Here is a 15,685-nt window from a genome sequence, read left to right as displayed (position 1 = left end):
GAAAGACACCGCAGATGTCGTTTTCTCCCGAATCGGTCATCCGGGGTGACGTTACATGCGTCTGGATGTCCGATTCTCCCGAATCGGACATGAGGGCGCGTAAATATGGTGGGGAACCGGCAGGCGTAAAGATAGTAGGGAAGCGGCAGCCAGGTTAAGCGCCATACATAGCCAAGAGGCATAGCCAAGAGATGCGGCCAAAAGACGTAATTAAGATGCAACCAAGGCACGATCAAGGCGCAACCCAACACACCCAGGAGGCGGCAAGTGGCAGCAGAAAAGCAGGAGACGAGCGTGGCGCAGCGTGTTGAGCGGATCGTCCCGATGTTCACCCGCATGAAGTGGAAGATCGCCGCGGCCGGCATAGTCGTGGGTCTTCTGTCCGGTTTGCTGGTGGTGCTGTATCGCCTGGGCATCGAGCATTGCACACGGTTCGCGCGGTGGATGTACGCGCAGATTCGCGTGAATCCGTGGCTGATCATTCCGTGGGTGTTCGCCGCGCTGGTGGTCGGCCTGCTGATTGCCTGGATGGTCGGTAAGGAGCCGATGGCTTCGGGGAGCGGTATTCCGCAGACCGATGGCGTGGTGCTTGCCGGTTTGAAGATGCGGTGGCAGACGATTCTGCCGGTCCGTTTTATCGGCGGTTTGCTGGGTGCACTGTTCGGGTTGTCGTTGGGCCGCGAGGGCCCGTCGATTCAGATCGGCGCTTCGGGCGCCCAGTTTCTGTCGCATCGACTGCGTGGCCGTCGCCGTGAGGACGTGCAGGAGCATTATGTGGTGACTGCCGGTGCCGCGGCTGGCCTGTCGGCGGCGTTCAGTGCGCCGTTGTCTGGCATGATGTTCGCGTTGGAAGGCATTCACCGTAGTTTTTCCCCGGTGATTCTGATGGGTGCCACGGCGGCTTCGCTTACTGCCGATGTGGTGTCGAAGTATTGTTTTGGTTTGCGACCGGTGCTTGATTTCGGTTCGGTGGAGCAGTTGCCGCTTGGCGAATATGTGTGGCTGATTCCTCTTGGCTTGGTCGCTGGTCTGGTCGGTTCGTTGATGAATCGTTCGCTGTTGGGCTTGCAATCCTTGTATGGCAGACTTCCTGCGTGGTGCCGTCCGCTGATCGCCTTGGCGATCGCACTGCCGGTGGGCATTTGGCTGCCGGACGTGTTGGGCGGCGGTTCGAATCTGATCGATATGGCCGAGCATGCCAGCGTGGGCTTGGGCATGTTGTGCATCCTGTTCGTGGCGAAGGTGCTGTTTACGAGCACGAGTTTCGGCTCCGGCGCACCGGGTGGCATTTTCATGCCGATTCTTGCCGTGGGTTCGCTGGCCGGCGGTATTTGCGGCGTCGTCGCACAACGGACGTGCGGCTTGGATAGGGGAGCGGTCGCCGTGTTCGCGGTGTGCGTGATGACCGGTGTGCTGGCGGCTTCGGTGAAAACCCCGATCACGTCGATTCTGCTGGCTGTTGAGATGTCGGGTACGCTGACGCATATGCTGCCTGTTGCGGCGGTGGTGTTCATCGCCATGCTGGTTTCGGACGTGCTGCACACCAGGCCGATTTATGATGCGCTGCTGGACCGGTATATGCGCTCGCAGAAGTTGGATGTGCAGTCTCCGAGCGCCATTCGCAATGGGGTGTTGGAGTTGCCGTTGGAGATGGGTTCTGCGGCGGATGGCAAGCGGATTCGCGATGTTGACTGGCCGTCCGGCTGTTTGGTGATCGGTCTTCGCCGCGGGGAGAAGGAGATTGTGCCGCGTGGCGATACTGCGCTGCGTGGTGGTGATTATCTGATCGTGCTGTTCAGCGGCGAGCAGGAGCGTACGGTGCGTCGGGCCATGCACCGCCTGTGTGATGTGGATGTGTGACCGGCGAATCGCGGTCGTCTCGCGCTGGGTGGGTATGGGAATTGGTCTGAGTGCGTGCTACGACCGCCGAACCGTGTACACTCGGAACGGAACAAAGGCGAATGCATGAACCGTGCGAGTTGATGAACGGTTCTGCGGGCGGCGTGGTTCGAAGGATTCGGCCGGGTCAAGGAGGTCGCGGCGGAATCGCGGCATTTCCCGTTTCGCCGTAGAGAGACGAATAAGCAGGATCGAATGGAATCACAGACGAATAACGCCCTTGACGGCGACGATGCGACTGGTGTCTGGCATGGCATCCAGCATCTGGATATGCCGGATCTGGATGTACCGAATCTTGGGGAAATCACGTCGACGTTCGAGCCGATAACCGATGCCACGCCAGCACCGGGCACCGGTCCTGCGCCTTCCGCATCTCCCGAGTCATCTGTATCTTCCGTGTCTTCCGTAGCCCCTGCGTCTTCCACACCGCTCGCACACCCCGCTACCCCTGTGTCCGATTCGGCCGAATCGGTCATGCAGGGTAACGCTGCGCATGCCGGGATGTCCGATTCTCCCGAATCGGTCACGCAGGGTGGTGCTGATGGTGCCCGGATGTCCTTTTCTCCCGAATCGGTCATGCAGAGTGACGTTGCGTATGCCGGGATGTCCGATTCCCCCGAATCGGTCACGCAGGGTAGCACGGATAGTGCACGGTTGTCCGATTCGGCCGAATCGGACATTCAAGTGGGGCCATCCACGCAGGAGATGAGCGAGGTGCACGCGCGTTCCTATGCCGCGTCCATCCCTCATCCCACGGGCGCGGCCGCGGCCGAGCAGCCGCCGCAGATTCCGCTCGCCCCGGTGAAGCGTGTGCAGGCGCAGTTCAATCCGCTGGCGGATGGCCTGTTGTACTTGGTGGTGTTCGTCGGCGGTTTCGTTGGTGCCGCCATGCGTTTTGGTCTTGCTTTGGCGTTCCCCTCGCCGCTTGCCCGGCGCGGCGTGCTCAGTGCGTTCCATATCGCCACGTTTGGCGCCAACATGCTCGCCTGTCTGCTGCTTGCCTTGGTCACTATCTGTGTTTCGCAGGCGTCGTGGCTGACCAGGCGCGTCAAGCAGCTGATTTCGAAGGGTGTGGGGCTGGGCTTGTGCGGCGGCTGTTCCACGCTGTCCACGTTGTGCGTCGAAGAGTTGACGTCGTTGCGTGATGGTGAGATCGGCGGCACTGTGCTGTATGTGCTGCTCACGTTTGTATGCGGTGTGCTGTGTTCGATGCTGGGTGTCAAATTGGGGTTGCTGCTGACTGCGCGGCGGAAGTCCCAGGTGCTGCATGAGGCGGTGCGCAATGCCATGCGCAGTGATGGCGGTTCGGGCCCGGTGATCGAGGGCATGCCGCAGCGGGTGGCTGATCAGTTGGCGTCGGGTGGTGCCGTGGATTCGGCTGATGCCGAGGCTTTGATTGCGGCCGAGGCTCCGATTGTGGTGGATAGGCCCGTTGCCGTGCCGAGTGAGTCGGATGGTGCGCAGGGGGATTCCGGCGAGAGCAGCGCTGCGGATAAGCGCATTGCGACCGGTATTCCTGCGTTTGAGCCGGCTCCCATTACCGACGAGATTCCGCTGGTCGGCGATTTGGCGACCGGCGAGGTGGTCGAGCTGCCTGCATCGGCACAGGGGGCCGCGTCCGCGCCTGCAGCAGACACGGGTGAGATTCCGTCGGTTGCCACGGCCGGTTCCCATAGCGTTGCCGCTGCTGCCGACTCCGCCTCTATCCCTGCGGAACCGTCCGAGGAGGGGGTGGCCTGATGATCTCGACGTTCCTGATGGTATGTGTGTTCGGCGGCTTGGGTTCGGTGACTCGTTTCATCGTGAACACGTCCGTGCGCCGCTGGTGGAAGGGCCGCCTGTTCCCTCTTGCCACGTTCATGATTAATTGTCTTGCCGGTTTTTGCGCCGGCATTGCGGCGGCCGGCTATGCCAGCGGCGAGGTGGAGTATGCCACGCGCACGCTGTTCGTGGTCGGGTTCCTTGGCGGGTTTTCGACGTTCTCCACGTTGATCAACGAGACGATGGCGTTGTTGCGTGGCAAGCAGTTCGCCATGGCAGGCCTGTATTGTCTGTTGTCGTTGGTGGTGCCGGTGCTGTGCACGGTCGCCGGATGGCTCGTGGTCAATCTTGCGCATTGACCTGCACGCACTGACCTGCTGGTTCTGCCGGTCAGTCATCGTATGTCGTCAAGCGGCGTAGCGTAGCAGTCTTCGCGCTTCGTGCGTCGCAGCCCTTCTGCGGCATCACGCTTCCGCCGGCCACTGCTCGAACCAGTCGAGCAGTCGGTCCACGCTCGCATCGCTCCAATCCATGAGCCGTGGCCCGCCCAGATCGCGGTTGTACGGCTGATCGAACACGACCACATGCTGCCCGACCTCGCGCAGCACGGCGATATTGGCGGGGGAGTCGTCGATGTGCACGGTCGCTTGGATGCTGTCCTTCAGTCCGGCGAAGCACAGCGACATGTAGGGGATGTTGTTGTCGTCAAGCCATTTTGCGGTGTCGGATACGACGATGCGGTGTTGGCCGGACACGAACAGCCGGTGGGTGACGATGCGGACGTACACGTGCTCGTCGGCCAGCCGCTGCAGTGCGTGCGCGACGCCAGGAATCGGCTTCATGGTCGCGTAGAGATGTTCCTCTTCGGCGGCTTTGTGCGCGGCGATGTATTCGGCGTTGCTGGAGAACGGCCAGCCGTCGTTTTCGATCAGTGCGTAGCGTGTGTTCGTCGGAACGGTGTGCGGGTCCATTCGGCCTACACGGATCAGGTAGTCGCGCATCGCCCCGGCATAGTCGGCGCATACGCCGTCCAGGTCCAGATTGAGCACGCGGTACCCGCTTACGCCTACCTGCTGGTTCGCGTATTGCTTCGGAATCGTCGGGTTCATTGCCGTGCTCCTTTTCTGTCCTTAATGTTTCACAAATTGTTTCACGGTTCGCTTCGTACTTGGTCGTTGTCGGTGTGGCCGCAGCGCCCCACACCATCATCTACCGGACAGATCGCTCGCATATCACTGCCCCGATGCGCCTGATGCGGCATCGCTGACGGTCAGCGTCGGCACCACCTGTTCCACGATGCGGTCACAATCGTTCCTTTGTGCGGACGGATAGTCGAACTGTACCGCATGGATCGCGCCCGCAGACACCATTTCGCGCACATACGTGATGGTGCCGTTCTCCTCCCAGCTTGCCGTGAACTCGGTATCGGTGACTTGCTGGTAGGCCACTTGATGACCGGCCGTCGTCTGCTCGAACGCGGATTCGGGCGTTTCGTTCAGCGCATTGTACGAGCCCCAGACGGTGATGGTCATACCTGTCTGATTGTTGGTGAATGTGCGCCCGTCGCCATTGGTGGCTTCGGGGTTCCATATGAAGCCTGCCGGGATGGTGACCGCATAGCCGAACCGCGCGTTGGCATAGACGCCGCCTGCGGACGGTTGCGCATCCTGCTGCTTCGTTTTGGTTTTCTTCGACTTCGTGTCCGTTGTTGAGGATTTGCCGGACTGCTTGGAACTCTGATTGCTTTGGTTTGCGGTCCCGCTGCCGGTGTGCGTATTGCCTGAAGCGGTGCCGCTGGTGGTCGCGCTTGAGCTTGAGTCTGATCCTGAGCCGGTTTCGCGATCGCTCGTCATCATTCGCACGATGCCTATGCCGCTGAACACCACCACGATGCATACCAGGATCACGATCACAGCCGTCGTCGCCGGGTGCTTGCGGGCGCTGCTGGCCTTATTGCCGGCTTTGCCTGTGCTGACCTTGCTCTTCGCGGCACTCTTTGCGGCACCAGTGCCGGTGGATTTCTTGCTGGCCTTGCTCTTGGCGCCTTTGCTCTTGCGCTTACCCTTACCGTTCCCGCTGTTGTTGTCGTTGCCCTGACCGCCGTTGGAACCATCGCCATACCCGTCGGTCGTGCCGTATTGGCCGTAGGGGTCATAGGCAGGCTCATAGGTAGCCTGGTTCTCGAATTCCTGCTCGAACTCTTCCAACGGCGTCGGCTCGCCCTGCTGCGGGTAATCCTGCGTTTGATAGCCGGAGTTGCCGTAGCCGCCCATTACCCCCTGCGGCAGCGGCAGCGTCGCCTGACTACCGGTCTCCCAACCGCAGGCGGTGCAGAATCTGGCGTTGGAGACAAGCGGCTGGCCGCATTGCTCGCAGAATTCCTCGGGCATTGATTCTCCCCTCTCGCATGCGTCCCCGTTGAAAGGCGATGCGGTTCCCTCATGGCTTCATGGCATTCCTCTCCCAGCTTAGCGAACACTCCGTCTTCGCACGCTCCACGGCCGCGTGCCGCCGGCAAGCCGCCTTCTTAAGCGAGGGGAACGATGGCCGGAAACGTCTGGTGAGAGCCGAGGATGCCGCAAAAGTTATAAAAGTTATAAAAGATATAAAAGATATAAAAAGTTATAAAAAGATGTGGGTTTATGCGGCGTCGGCAAGGAAGACGTGCTTGTGATGGTATTCGATGAATTCGTGGGAAGGACATCCGACTGCAGGCAGCGTGATTGCACGTCCCTCGAATTCGTAGATCCACTTGTCATTGACTTCGGAATGCTTGACTTTGTCGTGGTTGACCATAATGCGATAGTCGTCATCGATGGAGATGAAGCCTTGGTCGAATGCCCGGTCATGGAAGGCATTGAGCAGCAATCCGTTTGAAGCCGCGGTCTTTTCGGCTGGTGTCGATGCCTTCCACGGTTTGATATGGCTGGCGATTAGCAGCGCAGGAATCCGTATGCCGGTCATGCAGCAGGTATGCATGTAGTTTTGCATCAGCGAATTGCGGAAATAGGATTGGTTGACTCGCTGGAGCGTAAGCGCTGTTCGCTCCTTTCCTTCGGGAATGCGGGTGCTGAGTATGCTTGATGCGGTTTCCAGCGACGAATGCCGGTCCGTGGCGAGGGGTTCCGGCGTGAAGTTGCTCCGGTTCGCTTCCCACAGCGCGTTCTGCAGCAGATCCAGGCATTCCTCCATGAAGGCATCCGGCGCTTCTTCGTACCATTGCCAGACTTGGGCGTCGAGTTTGCTGCCATGTTTCATGCCCACGCGACCTCGTGCCTTGCGGTTGGCGTCGTATGCTGCGATGTTCCAGATTTTCAATGCCACGGAGCTGGGTGTGCGATGCAGGAAGAATGCCAGTCTCTGCACATCCAGTCCTTTGTCGTCGCATTCGCGTGGTTCGAGCGTGATGTATAAGGCAAACGCCATCATCGTTTCCTCGCGCGACCAGTTGCGGCGAGGCGTTCTTGCGTAGACGTTTACTGCCATGATTCCAGGGTAACAGTCCGGAGGCGGTTTCGTGGGGCGCTCGGATCAACTTGCACGTACAACGCCCCGGACGCGGATGGGGGAACATGCCGGGGCTCCTTTCGACGATAGAGTGGCACGCCGATCTGCCCCGCCGTATGTGCCACGTAAAGTGCCACTGATATCGGTGCTCCATGCGTCGCTCGACGGCACTTCACAGCAAGATGCGATGCGGGGCCGAATCGGTCGGAGTTACTGAAAAGAAGCCGTTGCTGCGCATGATTCTGATACGGGACAATGGACTCGGCATCAGGCTTTCCATGCCATTTCAATCATCAGCGCAGAGATTTTATTTAAGCCGGTGACCTCATCTATAGGATGGGAACGTAGAAAACGTTGATTTTCCGCTGTTTATTTATTTAAGGCAACGTCGATACCACGATCAGGAAGAATAGTTGTCAATCCTTGGGCCCGGTCACAGGAAGCGCTGAACAAAAGTCCAGGCCAACCGTCGGCAGCAATCGTGGCAAATAGGATTTTTTATTTAAGCTGGTAGACTTATCCATACATCAAAAACGTGAAAAACGTTGATTTTCCGCGGTTTGTTTATTTAAGGCAAAAGGATTGAGATGACCGGAGACATTGATAGGCTCAGACAATACCTAGCCGGAAACGAATCAAGACAGCTGGAATTTAAAAGTGCGACGACACAATTCGATTCCACCAAATTGATGCGTTACTGCTGTGCTCTGAGCTGTGAAGGTGGCGGCACAATGATCTTCGGCGTGTCCGATGACAAGCGGATCGTTGGCACACAGGCCTTTTCCGATCCCGCAAAAACAGAACGCGATATCTACAACCGCATCGGGCTGCGATGCACATTCGAAACATTGCAATCCAACGGCAAGCGCGTGCTCATCCTCCATATTCCCCGTTCAATCATCGGCCATCCGACATCCTATGAGGGACAGTACTGGATGCGCAGCGGCGAATCCCTCGAACCCATGAGCCCCGAACGACTTAGAGAGCTGCTCAACGAAGGCACGCCGAGTTATCTAGACGAAAATGAGCCCGGCACCTATTCCTGGGATGAGATCAAACTGCTGCTGGCCGTGGAAAGATACTACGAGCTTATCGGATCGCGCATGCCGGGAGAGGAAACGCAGATCAGGGATTTCCTCAGGATGCATTTCGTGGAACGCGCTGTCTTCGATGCCTCGTTGTTCTACATACGCAGACTGGGAGCCATCACCTTGGCACGCTCGCTCAACGATTTCCCGGATATCGAGCATCGCGCTATCCGCGTCATGCGGCTGCGCGGAACGTCCATAACGGACATGGTGTTCGATCGCGTGTACAGCAAGGGATACGCCGTGGTGTTCGATGACGTCATCGATCAGATTAGCGCGTTGCTTCCGGTAAACGAGGATTTTGTAGGTGGACTGCGTGACGAGCACCGCGATTTCTCAATCGTCGCGGTTCGTGAGATTGTTGCCAACGCCTGTGTGCATCAGGACTTCATGGAGCATGGCGGCATTGACGTTACTATCTCCTCCCAACGCATCACCGTATCGAACCCGGGAATACCTCAGATACCGACCAATCGTTTTGTCGACGAAGTATATGAACGCAACGAGAGCCTAGCCGAAGCGCTGCGAATCCTCCGTATTTGTGAAAAAAGGGGGAGCGGCATTGACCGAGCTCTGGAGAACATTGAGAAACAACAGACCGACGCGCCGGAATTCATTGTCAGGACACGCAGCACCACCGTCGAGCTACGCAAGGGACGTTTCGAAAACATGGGCATGAAAGAGCGTGTCAACGCCGCATATCTACATTGTTGCCTTCAAGCAGCCAAAGGAGAATTCCTTACCAATTCCTCGCTCAGGGAACGCTTCGGGCTTCCCAAATCGAAGACGGCGGTGACCTCACAAGTCATCGCAGCCGCGGTTGATGATGGCCTCATCTTCTTGGATCCCGCCACAAAAGGATCGCGCCGTACCGCACGATACCTGCCGTTCTACCACCGTGATTAGTGGCTTCAGACAAAATAGGTCTGCCTCTCAAAAGGTGAATGCTGTGTTTACGTTGGTGTGAAGCGTCCATAACTGTCCGGCACCGGAACGGGGGTGGAACACAATGTCCCGGCCGGAGGCGGGAGACGCGCAGTTTTTGTTCCATGAGCTGTGTGGGCAGTATGGTGTAGTTCTTTCAGTCTTCTCCTCGCAGGGCTCCAAAATCAGGTCGATGCATCTCCTGATGATGAGGTCGAATGGCTGCCTGATGGTTGTCGCGCCGGATACATGCTCGCGGCGGGATGCACGTCGTTGAAACCGATGATTGACAACTGATCCGGCAAACCAATGTCCATCGGGTGCTACCTTTGGTCCGCTGTGTGTATTGCCTAATGTGTCATCGATATCGGTGCTCCATGCGTCTCTCGGAGGCACTTCACGGCAAGATGCCATGTGAGGCAAAATCGCTCGTGATCGTTGGAAAGAAGCCATTTCCGGGCATGAAAAAAGGGCTTTCGAATTGCTTCGAAAACCCTGCTGGCGGAGAATACGAGATTCGAATTACATAGTACCGGATTCTCGATAAATCGGGAGAAACGGCGACACGCCGGGGAAAACAGTGTGATTACAACGGTTCCGGGCGTTGTGCAAAAGCGGATGCTGCGTAGTTTTCCTGCCGGAACGTACCCAACGGAGGGTACTAGGAGGGAACCGCGATATGCTGTCGTCAACAACGGCAGGAGCCGGAGAACGGACGGCCGTCCGGAATTTCATGAAAGGTCGCAGGCGATGAGTGGAACGAGTGGATCGCGCAGGAGCTGGGGCAAGATCAGGGTGAAGAAGGTGCGTGGCGGCACCTCCTATTACGCCGAATATCCCGATCCCAGACCCGACAGGAAGGGCGATGACGGGAGGCGCAAGCGCATCCGTGCGCCCTTCGCATTCAGCAGCAGGCAGGCCGCCGAGGGGTGGCTCGCCCAGCAGAGGAACCGCATCGACGGCGGCATCTGGGTCGATCCCCGCGATGAGTATGAGGATTCGGCTTCCGCGAGGAAGGCCGAGGAGCGGCGTTCGGAGTCCTTCCGTGATTATGCCGAACGCTGGTTCGGCGGCAAGATCGCCCGTGGGGAGATCCGTCCCTCCACGGTGCGCACGTACCGGCAGCGGTTGGACAGCGTGCTGTATCCCGCGTTCGGGGACAAGGCCATGCGTGACATCACCGTGGAGGACGTCGAGCGCTGGTACGAGGAGATGGGCAGGCCGCGCAAGGTGGACGGCAGGCCGTCGACCAAGGAGAGGCCGCGTCTGAGCACCCGTGGCAACGCCTACGGTCTGCTCAGGCAGATCATGCAGTCGGCCTGCACCGCGCCCAACGCGATACTGGACTTCAATCCCTGCCAGATCAAGGGCGGCTCCGCCCACAAGGGCAGGGAACGCGCGGTCATAGGGCCGGAGAAGGTGCGGGAGATCGCCGACAACATGCCGGGCAAATACCGGCTGGTGGTGCTTCTGGGATTCTGGCTGTCGCTGCGTATAGGCGAGATCCTCGCCCTGCGGCGCAGGGACATAGACCTTGACGGCAAGGTGGTCCGCATCACGCACGCCGTGACCTATTCCAAGGAATACGGTTTCGTCGACGGCGATCCCAAAACCGAGGCCGGCGTACGCTCGATACCCATTCCGGACGGCCTCGTGGCCGAGATCAGGAAGCACATCGACGAATACGCCGATCCCGGCGATGACGGCAAGCTGTTCCACACCGCCACCGGCAACTTCGTCCATCATTCGGAGGTCGAGAAGGCGTTCATCAAGGCGCGCAGGAAGGCCGGCTGCGAGGACGTGGTGCTGCATGGCCTGAGGCACAGCGGCAACACCTACTTCGCGCAGAACACCGATGCCACCATCGCCGACCTGCAAGCGCGCGGCGGCTGGTCCACCTCCTCGATGGCCGCCCACTACATGCACAGCTCCCAAGACCGGTTGAGGCGGCTGACCGAGGAGATGGACGCCGCCCGCGGCGATGGCGGCGGGGACGCGGGCGACGCGGGCGAGCTCGAATCGCTGCGCAGGCAGCTCGAGGAATCCAACAGGAGGAACGCCGAGCTGATCCGATTCCTCACGGAAAGCTACGGCGCACAGGACAAGTAGCGGGAAAAGGACGATTTACCCCGTATGGCGTGATGGGCTGTACGGGGCTTTTCGTGTCTGAGGGGAAAATTACGGCTTCCGGATATAAATGCGTATGGTCGAACTGCTTTTCGTTATAGGAAAAATCTATAGCTCGGTCATTCGCGACATTGCACGGCAAGGCAAACCGACATCGAAAAGGGCCTCAAAAGGGGGATCTAGAGGCCAAAGGACGAAAATCGTCGATTTTCATCTGTATTCGGCTTTTCAAAACTGCGCACTTACCCCCTGAACACGCGACGTTCCGCAACCGGTGCGGACGTGCAGCGGTCAGGAAAGAGGAATCGCCATGCAAGAGTCATGGTTAACGTCATATACCCGGCTTGCCGCCTATCTCGGGCTGACGGCCGACGGAATCCGCCGAATCCTGAAGAACGAGGAGCTTCTCCTTCATCTTGTGCGCTGCAACGCGCAGGAAGCCGGTGCGGACTGGCACAGGGAGTGCGCCGAATACCGGGCGCGGCTCCGGCATCCGGCGGGGCGCGGTTGCGTGGACGTGCGGATGTTCTTCAAGGCCTTCGCCCCCGATCTCGTGGACGATGACGTGGAGTTGCGGCGGGCCGTGTCCGGACAACCCACGTGGATGAAGGCCGCCGATGCCGGGCGCACGTATCTGGTCAGCGCGAGGACGCTCAGCAAGAAGACCGTTGAGAGCGGTTTCGAACTGGGCGGCCTCAGCTCCATACGAATCCGGCGAACTTTACTGGTGCGGCGCGAGGAGATCGCCAGCCGCTGGCCGCGACGCGACCTGTTGATGCGGTCGGGTCTGGGAATCTCGCGGAAAATCGAGAGCCCGGATTCCAGTGGGCCGCGAATGGGCGCGTATGCGGCGGCGGACGCCACTACTTCGGGAATGACGATGACTGATAGTGCTCTAGGCAATCTTCGCGGGTCTGGGGCGGTGCGGGCGACGAATCGGCCTCATCGGAATCACGATGGCGATTTTCCGCGAAATCCTTCACGGCGGTTCCTGCGCCGGGCTGACGCTGGCATCGACGCCGAGATGGGCGAGGGGCGGTGAACGGCGATGGACAAGAAGCTGACGGCGAAGCTGATCGAGCAGACCAGAATGCAAAGCATCAATTTTAGTCCCTTGGGCATCGGCCGCGCATCATCGGACGCCGATGTTGACGAATATGCGGACGTTGATGTCAGGGGGCGTTCGTTCAGATGCGAGCGTCCGAAGGTCGCCGCGAGCGGTGCGCTGGTTCCCTGCTGGCATTGCGAAGCGTGCCTGCGCGTCAAGCGGGCCAAGGCCATCAGGCGCGGTCTGGCGGGGCTGGACAAGCCTGGGATATTCGTGTTGGTGACGTTGACGGCACCGTCATTTGTGAGGCCGGGGGTGCCGGTTCATGTCGCGTCCAAGGACGGTGGCGGGCGGTGCCCGCTGTGCCACAAGCGCCATGGGCCGGAATACCCGTTGTCGGGGTTGCCGGGGGACTTCTCAGACGTCGATTTCATGAACCTCGCCGTGTTCAACCTGACCGTCGGCAAGCGTCTGAACAACACCCTCACGATGCTGCGCAAACGCGTTCCGGGCGCGGAGTACTTCTGGGTCAAGGACGTGCAGTCGCGTCTGGCCGGACATGTGCACCTGCTGTTGCGGCTGCCCGAGGAGGAGTGGCTGTTGAAGCTCAGGCTGGACATCGACATGAAGCGCCGGGGCAAAAGGGTGTTGCCTCTCTTCGTCGGCGGCTTGCGCGATGCGCTGGCCCCGGGCTGGGGGCCGCGCCTTGACATCCGGCTGGTCGGCGACCTCGACGAATACGCCGCGGTGCCGAGCCGCTCCTACGACGATATGGGAGGCGACCTCGGTCAAGTGTCCTCGCCGGTGGTCAAGGACGCACGCAAAGTTGTTTTCTACATGACCCGCGCCATCATGCGCGATGGTAATCCCGATTGCGACCGGGGGGACGGGGTCGGCCGGCGCAGGCGATTCTACCGGCATCTGGTGTTGGCCGCGGTTACGAACTCGATCGCCCGCAATGAGATCATCCCCTCCCACCGATGCCCCGTGGCGTCGCATCGCGAGGCGGCGCTCAGGCCCCTGAGCTGGTCTTATATGGGCGAGAAGAAGGGCAACGCCGTTCGGCGCGGACTGTATGAAGAACCGCCGCGGGGCGGGGAAAAGCCCATGCGCGAGCCAGTCCCGTTCAATGAAGTGACGCGCCAGCCGCTGCGGAAAGAGGAAGACTGCATATGCCGCCGGAACCGCGAGCGGACCAAGCAGAAGGGCATCGAGCACTTCGGCCTCGGCTCGCACCTGTACGGCAGTTCGCGCGGCTGGTGAGCATGCGCCGCCATCGGCGGGGATTCGAACACGGGCCGACATCTTCTCAACGATGATGCGGTTTGAATTTCCGCCGAACCGCGCGGCACCTCGTCCTGTCCCCAACCGCTCCGATGTCCCTCATCTCAACATTCAAATATCAAATATGCAAATATCAAATATGCAAATATGCCCTTATCCTCAACTTCCCTTCTTGTCTTATAAATTTGAAAAGCTTTAATAACAACAAGCAACGAAGGAGCTCCGCGCCGAGCCACCCAAAGAAACGGGGGCGTCGTATCCGACCCCAAAGGAAAAACCCAGTCGGCAGAACGCATATCGGGCTCCAAAAGGACGTAGGGCGGAAAAACGGGGCAGGCGGGCTACCCAAGATTCTTGCCACCGCCTACCCAACGGGGCCAAGGGCCGCGACGGCGGAGAACCTACCTGGCGTGCAGGTCGGGCCATGGCTGCGGCAGGAGTTCGTCGAGGGTGACGCCGAGCACTTGGGCCACGGCCATGATGGTCTTCAACGTGGGATTGGCGGGGGTGTCCTTGCCTATCTTGCCCCATTCCATCCGCTGGTACTGGTATCTCGACAGGCCTGCGTCATAGGCCACGCGCTCTTGGGTGAGGCCACGCTCGACGCGGAGGCGCTGGAGGTTGACACCCAGCTCCTTGGCGTACCTCGCCCATTCCTTCGAATCGTCTTTAACGGCCACGCGCCAAAAATATGTGGCGTTCGCATCTCACTAGGCCACAAAGTTGTGGCTTTCGCTACAATGTAGTATTGAATTCGCATGATAAGGAAGCGCGACCGTCTCCCATGCCCCCGCAGGATAAGGAGCTTCGGCCTGACGGCCTCCGCGCCGTTACATCCATGTCGATGGGCGAATCGACGTGCCAGCGCATAAGGACATAGGGAAGAGCAATGACGAAGCCATCAGAGGAAGTGGAAACCATGGATGACGCCACCCCAGAGGAGAGCAAGCCCAAGGGTATTAAGCCCGCCAAACTCACCGCCATCATCGTCGCGGTGGTGGTCGTGGCGCTGGCGGGTATTGGCGGCGGCTACGCCTACTGGACGCACCACGAGACCAACGCCTACCATGAGGCGGTAGCCCAAGCCGAGAAGGCCGACAAGGCGCTCTCGAAGGCCATTGAGCAGGCCACCGCCACCACATACAAGGCGGATCAGCTCAAGGAGCCGAAGCTGCTGGGCAAGCTCGACGCCGCCATCAGTAAGGCCAAGGCGCTCAAGGGCGTCCCCAAAGACGCCCCCAGCGAGTGGCTGGCGTGGCGGCTCGCCTCCGCGAGGAAGGCCAATGCCACGGACGCGGACGAGGCCGATGCCCAGGCGAAGGCGCTCAACGCCGCGCTCAAGGCCGTCAGGGACAGCAAGCTGGCGAAGGAGCTGGACGGCGCGAAAGACCAGCTCAAGCAGGGTATTGACAGCGCGAGCAAGACCCTCAAGGACACGGACGGGAAGGTGGCGGACAACGCCACCCGCGACAGCCTTAAGAAGGCCATCGCCGAGGCGAACAGCACCCTCTCCAAGAAGGGCGTGACCGACCCGAAGGCGTACACCGACGCCAAGGCGAAGCTCGACGCCGCCGTCAAGCGGGTGACCGATTCGAAGGCCGCGAAGGAGCAGGCCGACGCCGAGGCCGCAGCCCAGGCGCAGGCGCAGGCGCAGGCCGCCCAAGCCCAAGCCGCGCAAGCCGCCGCGCAGTCGCAGCGCTCCTACTCCCAGTCCTACAACCGTTACGGCGGCTCCGGCAGCGGGTATTCCTCCAACCGTGGGTATTCCGCCCCGCAGCAGTCATACACCCCATCCAATAACGGCAACGGTGGCGGCAGCCGTAGGACTTTCGACTTCTCCAATTCAGGCGGGCATGGCGCTGGCGGATATCTTCCTGATGGTGGCGCAAGCCTTCCCCCCATCGTTCATTAATGCTCGTTCGTTTTCCTCTTCTCTCTGATAAGCCCCACCTCTTCACCGAGGTGGGGTTTTTCATATGCATTGCAGTTCTGCTAATAGTGTGGTTGCCTCCTCAGCACTTCATTCTTCTTGCGTAATACCCGTTTC

Annotated in this window: 13 protein-coding genes; 8 read left to right on the top strand and 5 right to left on the bottom strand. The window is 59.8% G+C overall.

The features are described 5' to 3' along the window. Positions 1-324: 324 nt before the first annotated feature. The 3 genes from G1C98_RS08590 to G1C98_RS08580 all read left to right on the top strand — a co-directional run bounded on the left by G1C98_RS08590 (position 325) and on the right by G1C98_RS08580 (position 4,019). Complete coding sequence (locus G1C98_RS08590; RefSeq protein WP_169080903.1) at positions 325-1,860, top strand: ClC family H(+)/Cl(-) exchange transporter; 1,536 nt, start codon at positions 325-327, stop codon at positions 1,858-1,860. Positions 1,861-2,475: 615 nt separating this feature from the next. Continuing rightward, positions 2,476-3,639, top strand: a complete 1,164-nt coding sequence (locus G1C98_RS08585) for a FluC/FEX family fluoride channel (RefSeq protein WP_169080801.1) — start codon at positions 2,476-2,478, stop codon at positions 3,637-3,639. Beyond that, complete coding sequence (locus G1C98_RS08580; protein ID WP_205831960.1) at positions 3,639-4,019, top strand: fluoride efflux transporter FluC; 381 nt, start codon at positions 3,639-3,641, stop codon at positions 4,017-4,019. Before G1C98_RS08585 ends, G1C98_RS08580 begins: the two co-directional genes overlap by 1 nt. Positions 4,020-4,124: 105 nt before the next feature. Here G1C98_RS08580 and G1C98_RS08575 read toward each other — a convergent pair whose 3' ends face one another. The 3 genes from G1C98_RS08575 to G1C98_RS09290 all read right to left on the bottom strand — a co-directional run bounded on the left by G1C98_RS08575 (position 4,125) and on the right by G1C98_RS09290 (position 7,146). Beyond that, entirely contained in the window at positions 4,125-4,769 is a 645-nt protein-coding gene (locus G1C98_RS08575; protein WP_169080800.1) for a 5' nucleotidase, NT5C type, read from the bottom strand. 123 nt (positions 4,770-4,892) lie between these two features. Continuing rightward, the gene (locus G1C98_RS08570; protein ID WP_169080799.1) at positions 4,893-6,050 is read right to left on the bottom strand and encodes a zinc ribbon domain-containing protein; all 1,158 of its coding nucleotides are present in this window, start codon (positions 6,048-6,050) and stop codon (positions 4,893-4,895) included. 250 nt (positions 6,051-6,300) lie between these two features. Further along, complete coding sequence (locus tag G1C98_RS09290) at positions 6,301-7,146, bottom strand: HNH endonuclease (RefSeq protein WP_240944991.1); 846 nt, start codon at positions 7,144-7,146, stop codon at positions 6,301-6,303. Between the two features lie 608 nt (positions 7,147-7,754). Between G1C98_RS09290 and G1C98_RS08560 the strand changes: the two genes are divergently transcribed. Then, complete coding sequence (locus G1C98_RS08560) at positions 7,755-9,161, top strand: RNA-binding domain-containing protein (protein ID WP_169080798.1); 1,407 nt, start codon at positions 7,755-7,757, stop codon at positions 9,159-9,161. A gap of 203 nt (positions 9,162-9,364) precedes the next feature. Here G1C98_RS08560 and G1C98_RS09460 read toward each other — a convergent pair whose 3' ends face one another. Then, positions 9,365-9,496: a hypothetical protein gene (locus G1C98_RS09460; RefSeq protein ID WP_277347572.1), complete on the bottom strand. Its 132-nt coding sequence runs from the start codon at positions 9,494-9,496 to the stop codon at positions 9,365-9,367. Positions 9,497-9,929: 433 nt separating this feature from the next. Between G1C98_RS09460 and G1C98_RS08550 the strand changes: the two genes are divergently transcribed. The 3 genes from G1C98_RS08550 to G1C98_RS08540 all read left to right on the top strand — a co-directional run bounded on the left by G1C98_RS08550 (position 9,930) and on the right by G1C98_RS08540 (position 13,617). Further along, on the top strand, positions 9,930-11,288 hold the full coding sequence (locus G1C98_RS08550) for a tyrosine-type recombinase/integrase (protein WP_169080797.1): 1,359 nt from the start codon (positions 9,930-9,932) through the stop codon (positions 11,286-11,288). A gap of 328 nt (positions 11,289-11,616) precedes the next feature. Further along, positions 11,617-12,348 (top strand): hypothetical protein, encoded by a 732-nt coding sequence (locus tag G1C98_RS08545; protein ID WP_169080796.1) that lies wholly within the window; start codon positions 11,617-11,619, stop codon positions 12,346-12,348. A 6-nt stretch (positions 12,349-12,354) separates the two neighbouring features. After that, positions 12,355-13,617 (top strand): hypothetical protein, encoded by a 1,263-nt coding sequence (locus G1C98_RS08540; RefSeq protein WP_169080795.1) that lies wholly within the window; start codon positions 12,355-12,357, stop codon positions 13,615-13,617. A 422-nt stretch (positions 13,618-14,039) separates the two neighbouring features. On the opposite strand, the gene G1C98_RS08535 is transcribed toward G1C98_RS08540, so the two are convergent. Continuing rightward, positions 14,040-14,318, bottom strand: coding sequence for a helix-turn-helix domain-containing protein (locus G1C98_RS08535; protein ID WP_047285121.1), 279 nt, complete (start codon positions 14,316-14,318; stop codon positions 14,040-14,042). A 209-nt stretch (positions 14,319-14,527) separates the two neighbouring features. Here G1C98_RS08535 and G1C98_RS08530 point away from each other — a divergent pair, with 209 nt between their 5' ends. Next, positions 14,528-15,550: a colicin transporter gene (locus G1C98_RS08530; RefSeq protein WP_240944990.1), complete on the top strand. Its 1,023-nt coding sequence runs from the start codon at positions 14,528-14,530 to the stop codon at positions 15,548-15,550. Positions 15,551-15,685 lie beyond the last annotated feature (135 nt).

Source organism: Bifidobacterium erythrocebi, assembly GCF_012932675.1.
In the GTDB taxonomy this organism is placed as follows: domain Bacteria; phylum Actinomycetota; class Actinomycetes; order Actinomycetales; family Bifidobacteriaceae; genus Bifidobacterium; species Bifidobacterium erythrocebi.
This window is presented reverse-complemented; position numbering and strand designations above follow the sequence as displayed.

Excerpts from the sequence above, each read along its gene's own strand:
- G1C98_RS08590 (WP_169080903.1), top strand. The coding sequence starts at position 325 with ATGTTCACCCGCATGAAGTGGAAGATCGCCGCGGCCGGCATAGTCGTG.
- G1C98_RS08585 (WP_169080801.1), top strand. The coding sequence starts at position 2,476 with ATGCAGAGTGACGTTGCGTATGCCGGGATGTCCGATTCCCCCGAATCG.
- G1C98_RS08580 (WP_205831960.1), top strand. The coding sequence starts at position 3,639 with ATGATCTCGACGTTCCTGATGGTATGTGTGTTCGGCGGCTTGGGTTCG.
- G1C98_RS08575 (WP_169080800.1), bottom strand. The coding sequence starts at position 4,769 with ATGAACCCGACGATTCCGAAGCAATACGCGAACCAGCAGGTAGGCGTA.
- G1C98_RS08570 (WP_169080799.1), bottom strand. The coding sequence starts at position 6,050 with ATGCCCGAGGAATTCTGCGAGCAATGCGGCCAGCCGCTTGTCTCCAAC.
- G1C98_RS09290 (WP_240944991.1), bottom strand. The coding sequence starts at position 7,146 with ATGGCAGTAAACGTCTACGCAAGAACGCCTCGCCGCAACTGGTCGCGC.
- G1C98_RS08560 (WP_169080798.1), top strand. The coding sequence starts at position 7,755 with ATGACCGGAGACATTGATAGGCTCAGACAATACCTAGCCGGAAACGAA.
- G1C98_RS09460 (WP_277347572.1), bottom strand. The coding sequence starts at position 9,496 with ATGGACATTGGTTTGCCGGATCAGTTGTCAATCATCGGTTTCAACGAC.
- G1C98_RS08550 (WP_169080797.1), top strand. The coding sequence starts at position 9,930 with ATGAGTGGAACGAGTGGATCGCGCAGGAGCTGGGGCAAGATCAGGGTG.
- G1C98_RS08545 (WP_169080796.1), top strand. The coding sequence starts at position 11,617 with ATGCAAGAGTCATGGTTAACGTCATATACCCGGCTTGCCGCCTATCTC.
- G1C98_RS08540 (WP_169080795.1), top strand. The coding sequence starts at position 12,355 with ATGGACAAGAAGCTGACGGCGAAGCTGATCGAGCAGACCAGAATGCAA.
- G1C98_RS08530 (WP_240944990.1), top strand. The coding sequence starts at position 14,528 with ATGACGAAGCCATCAGAGGAAGTGGAAACCATGGATGACGCCACCCCA.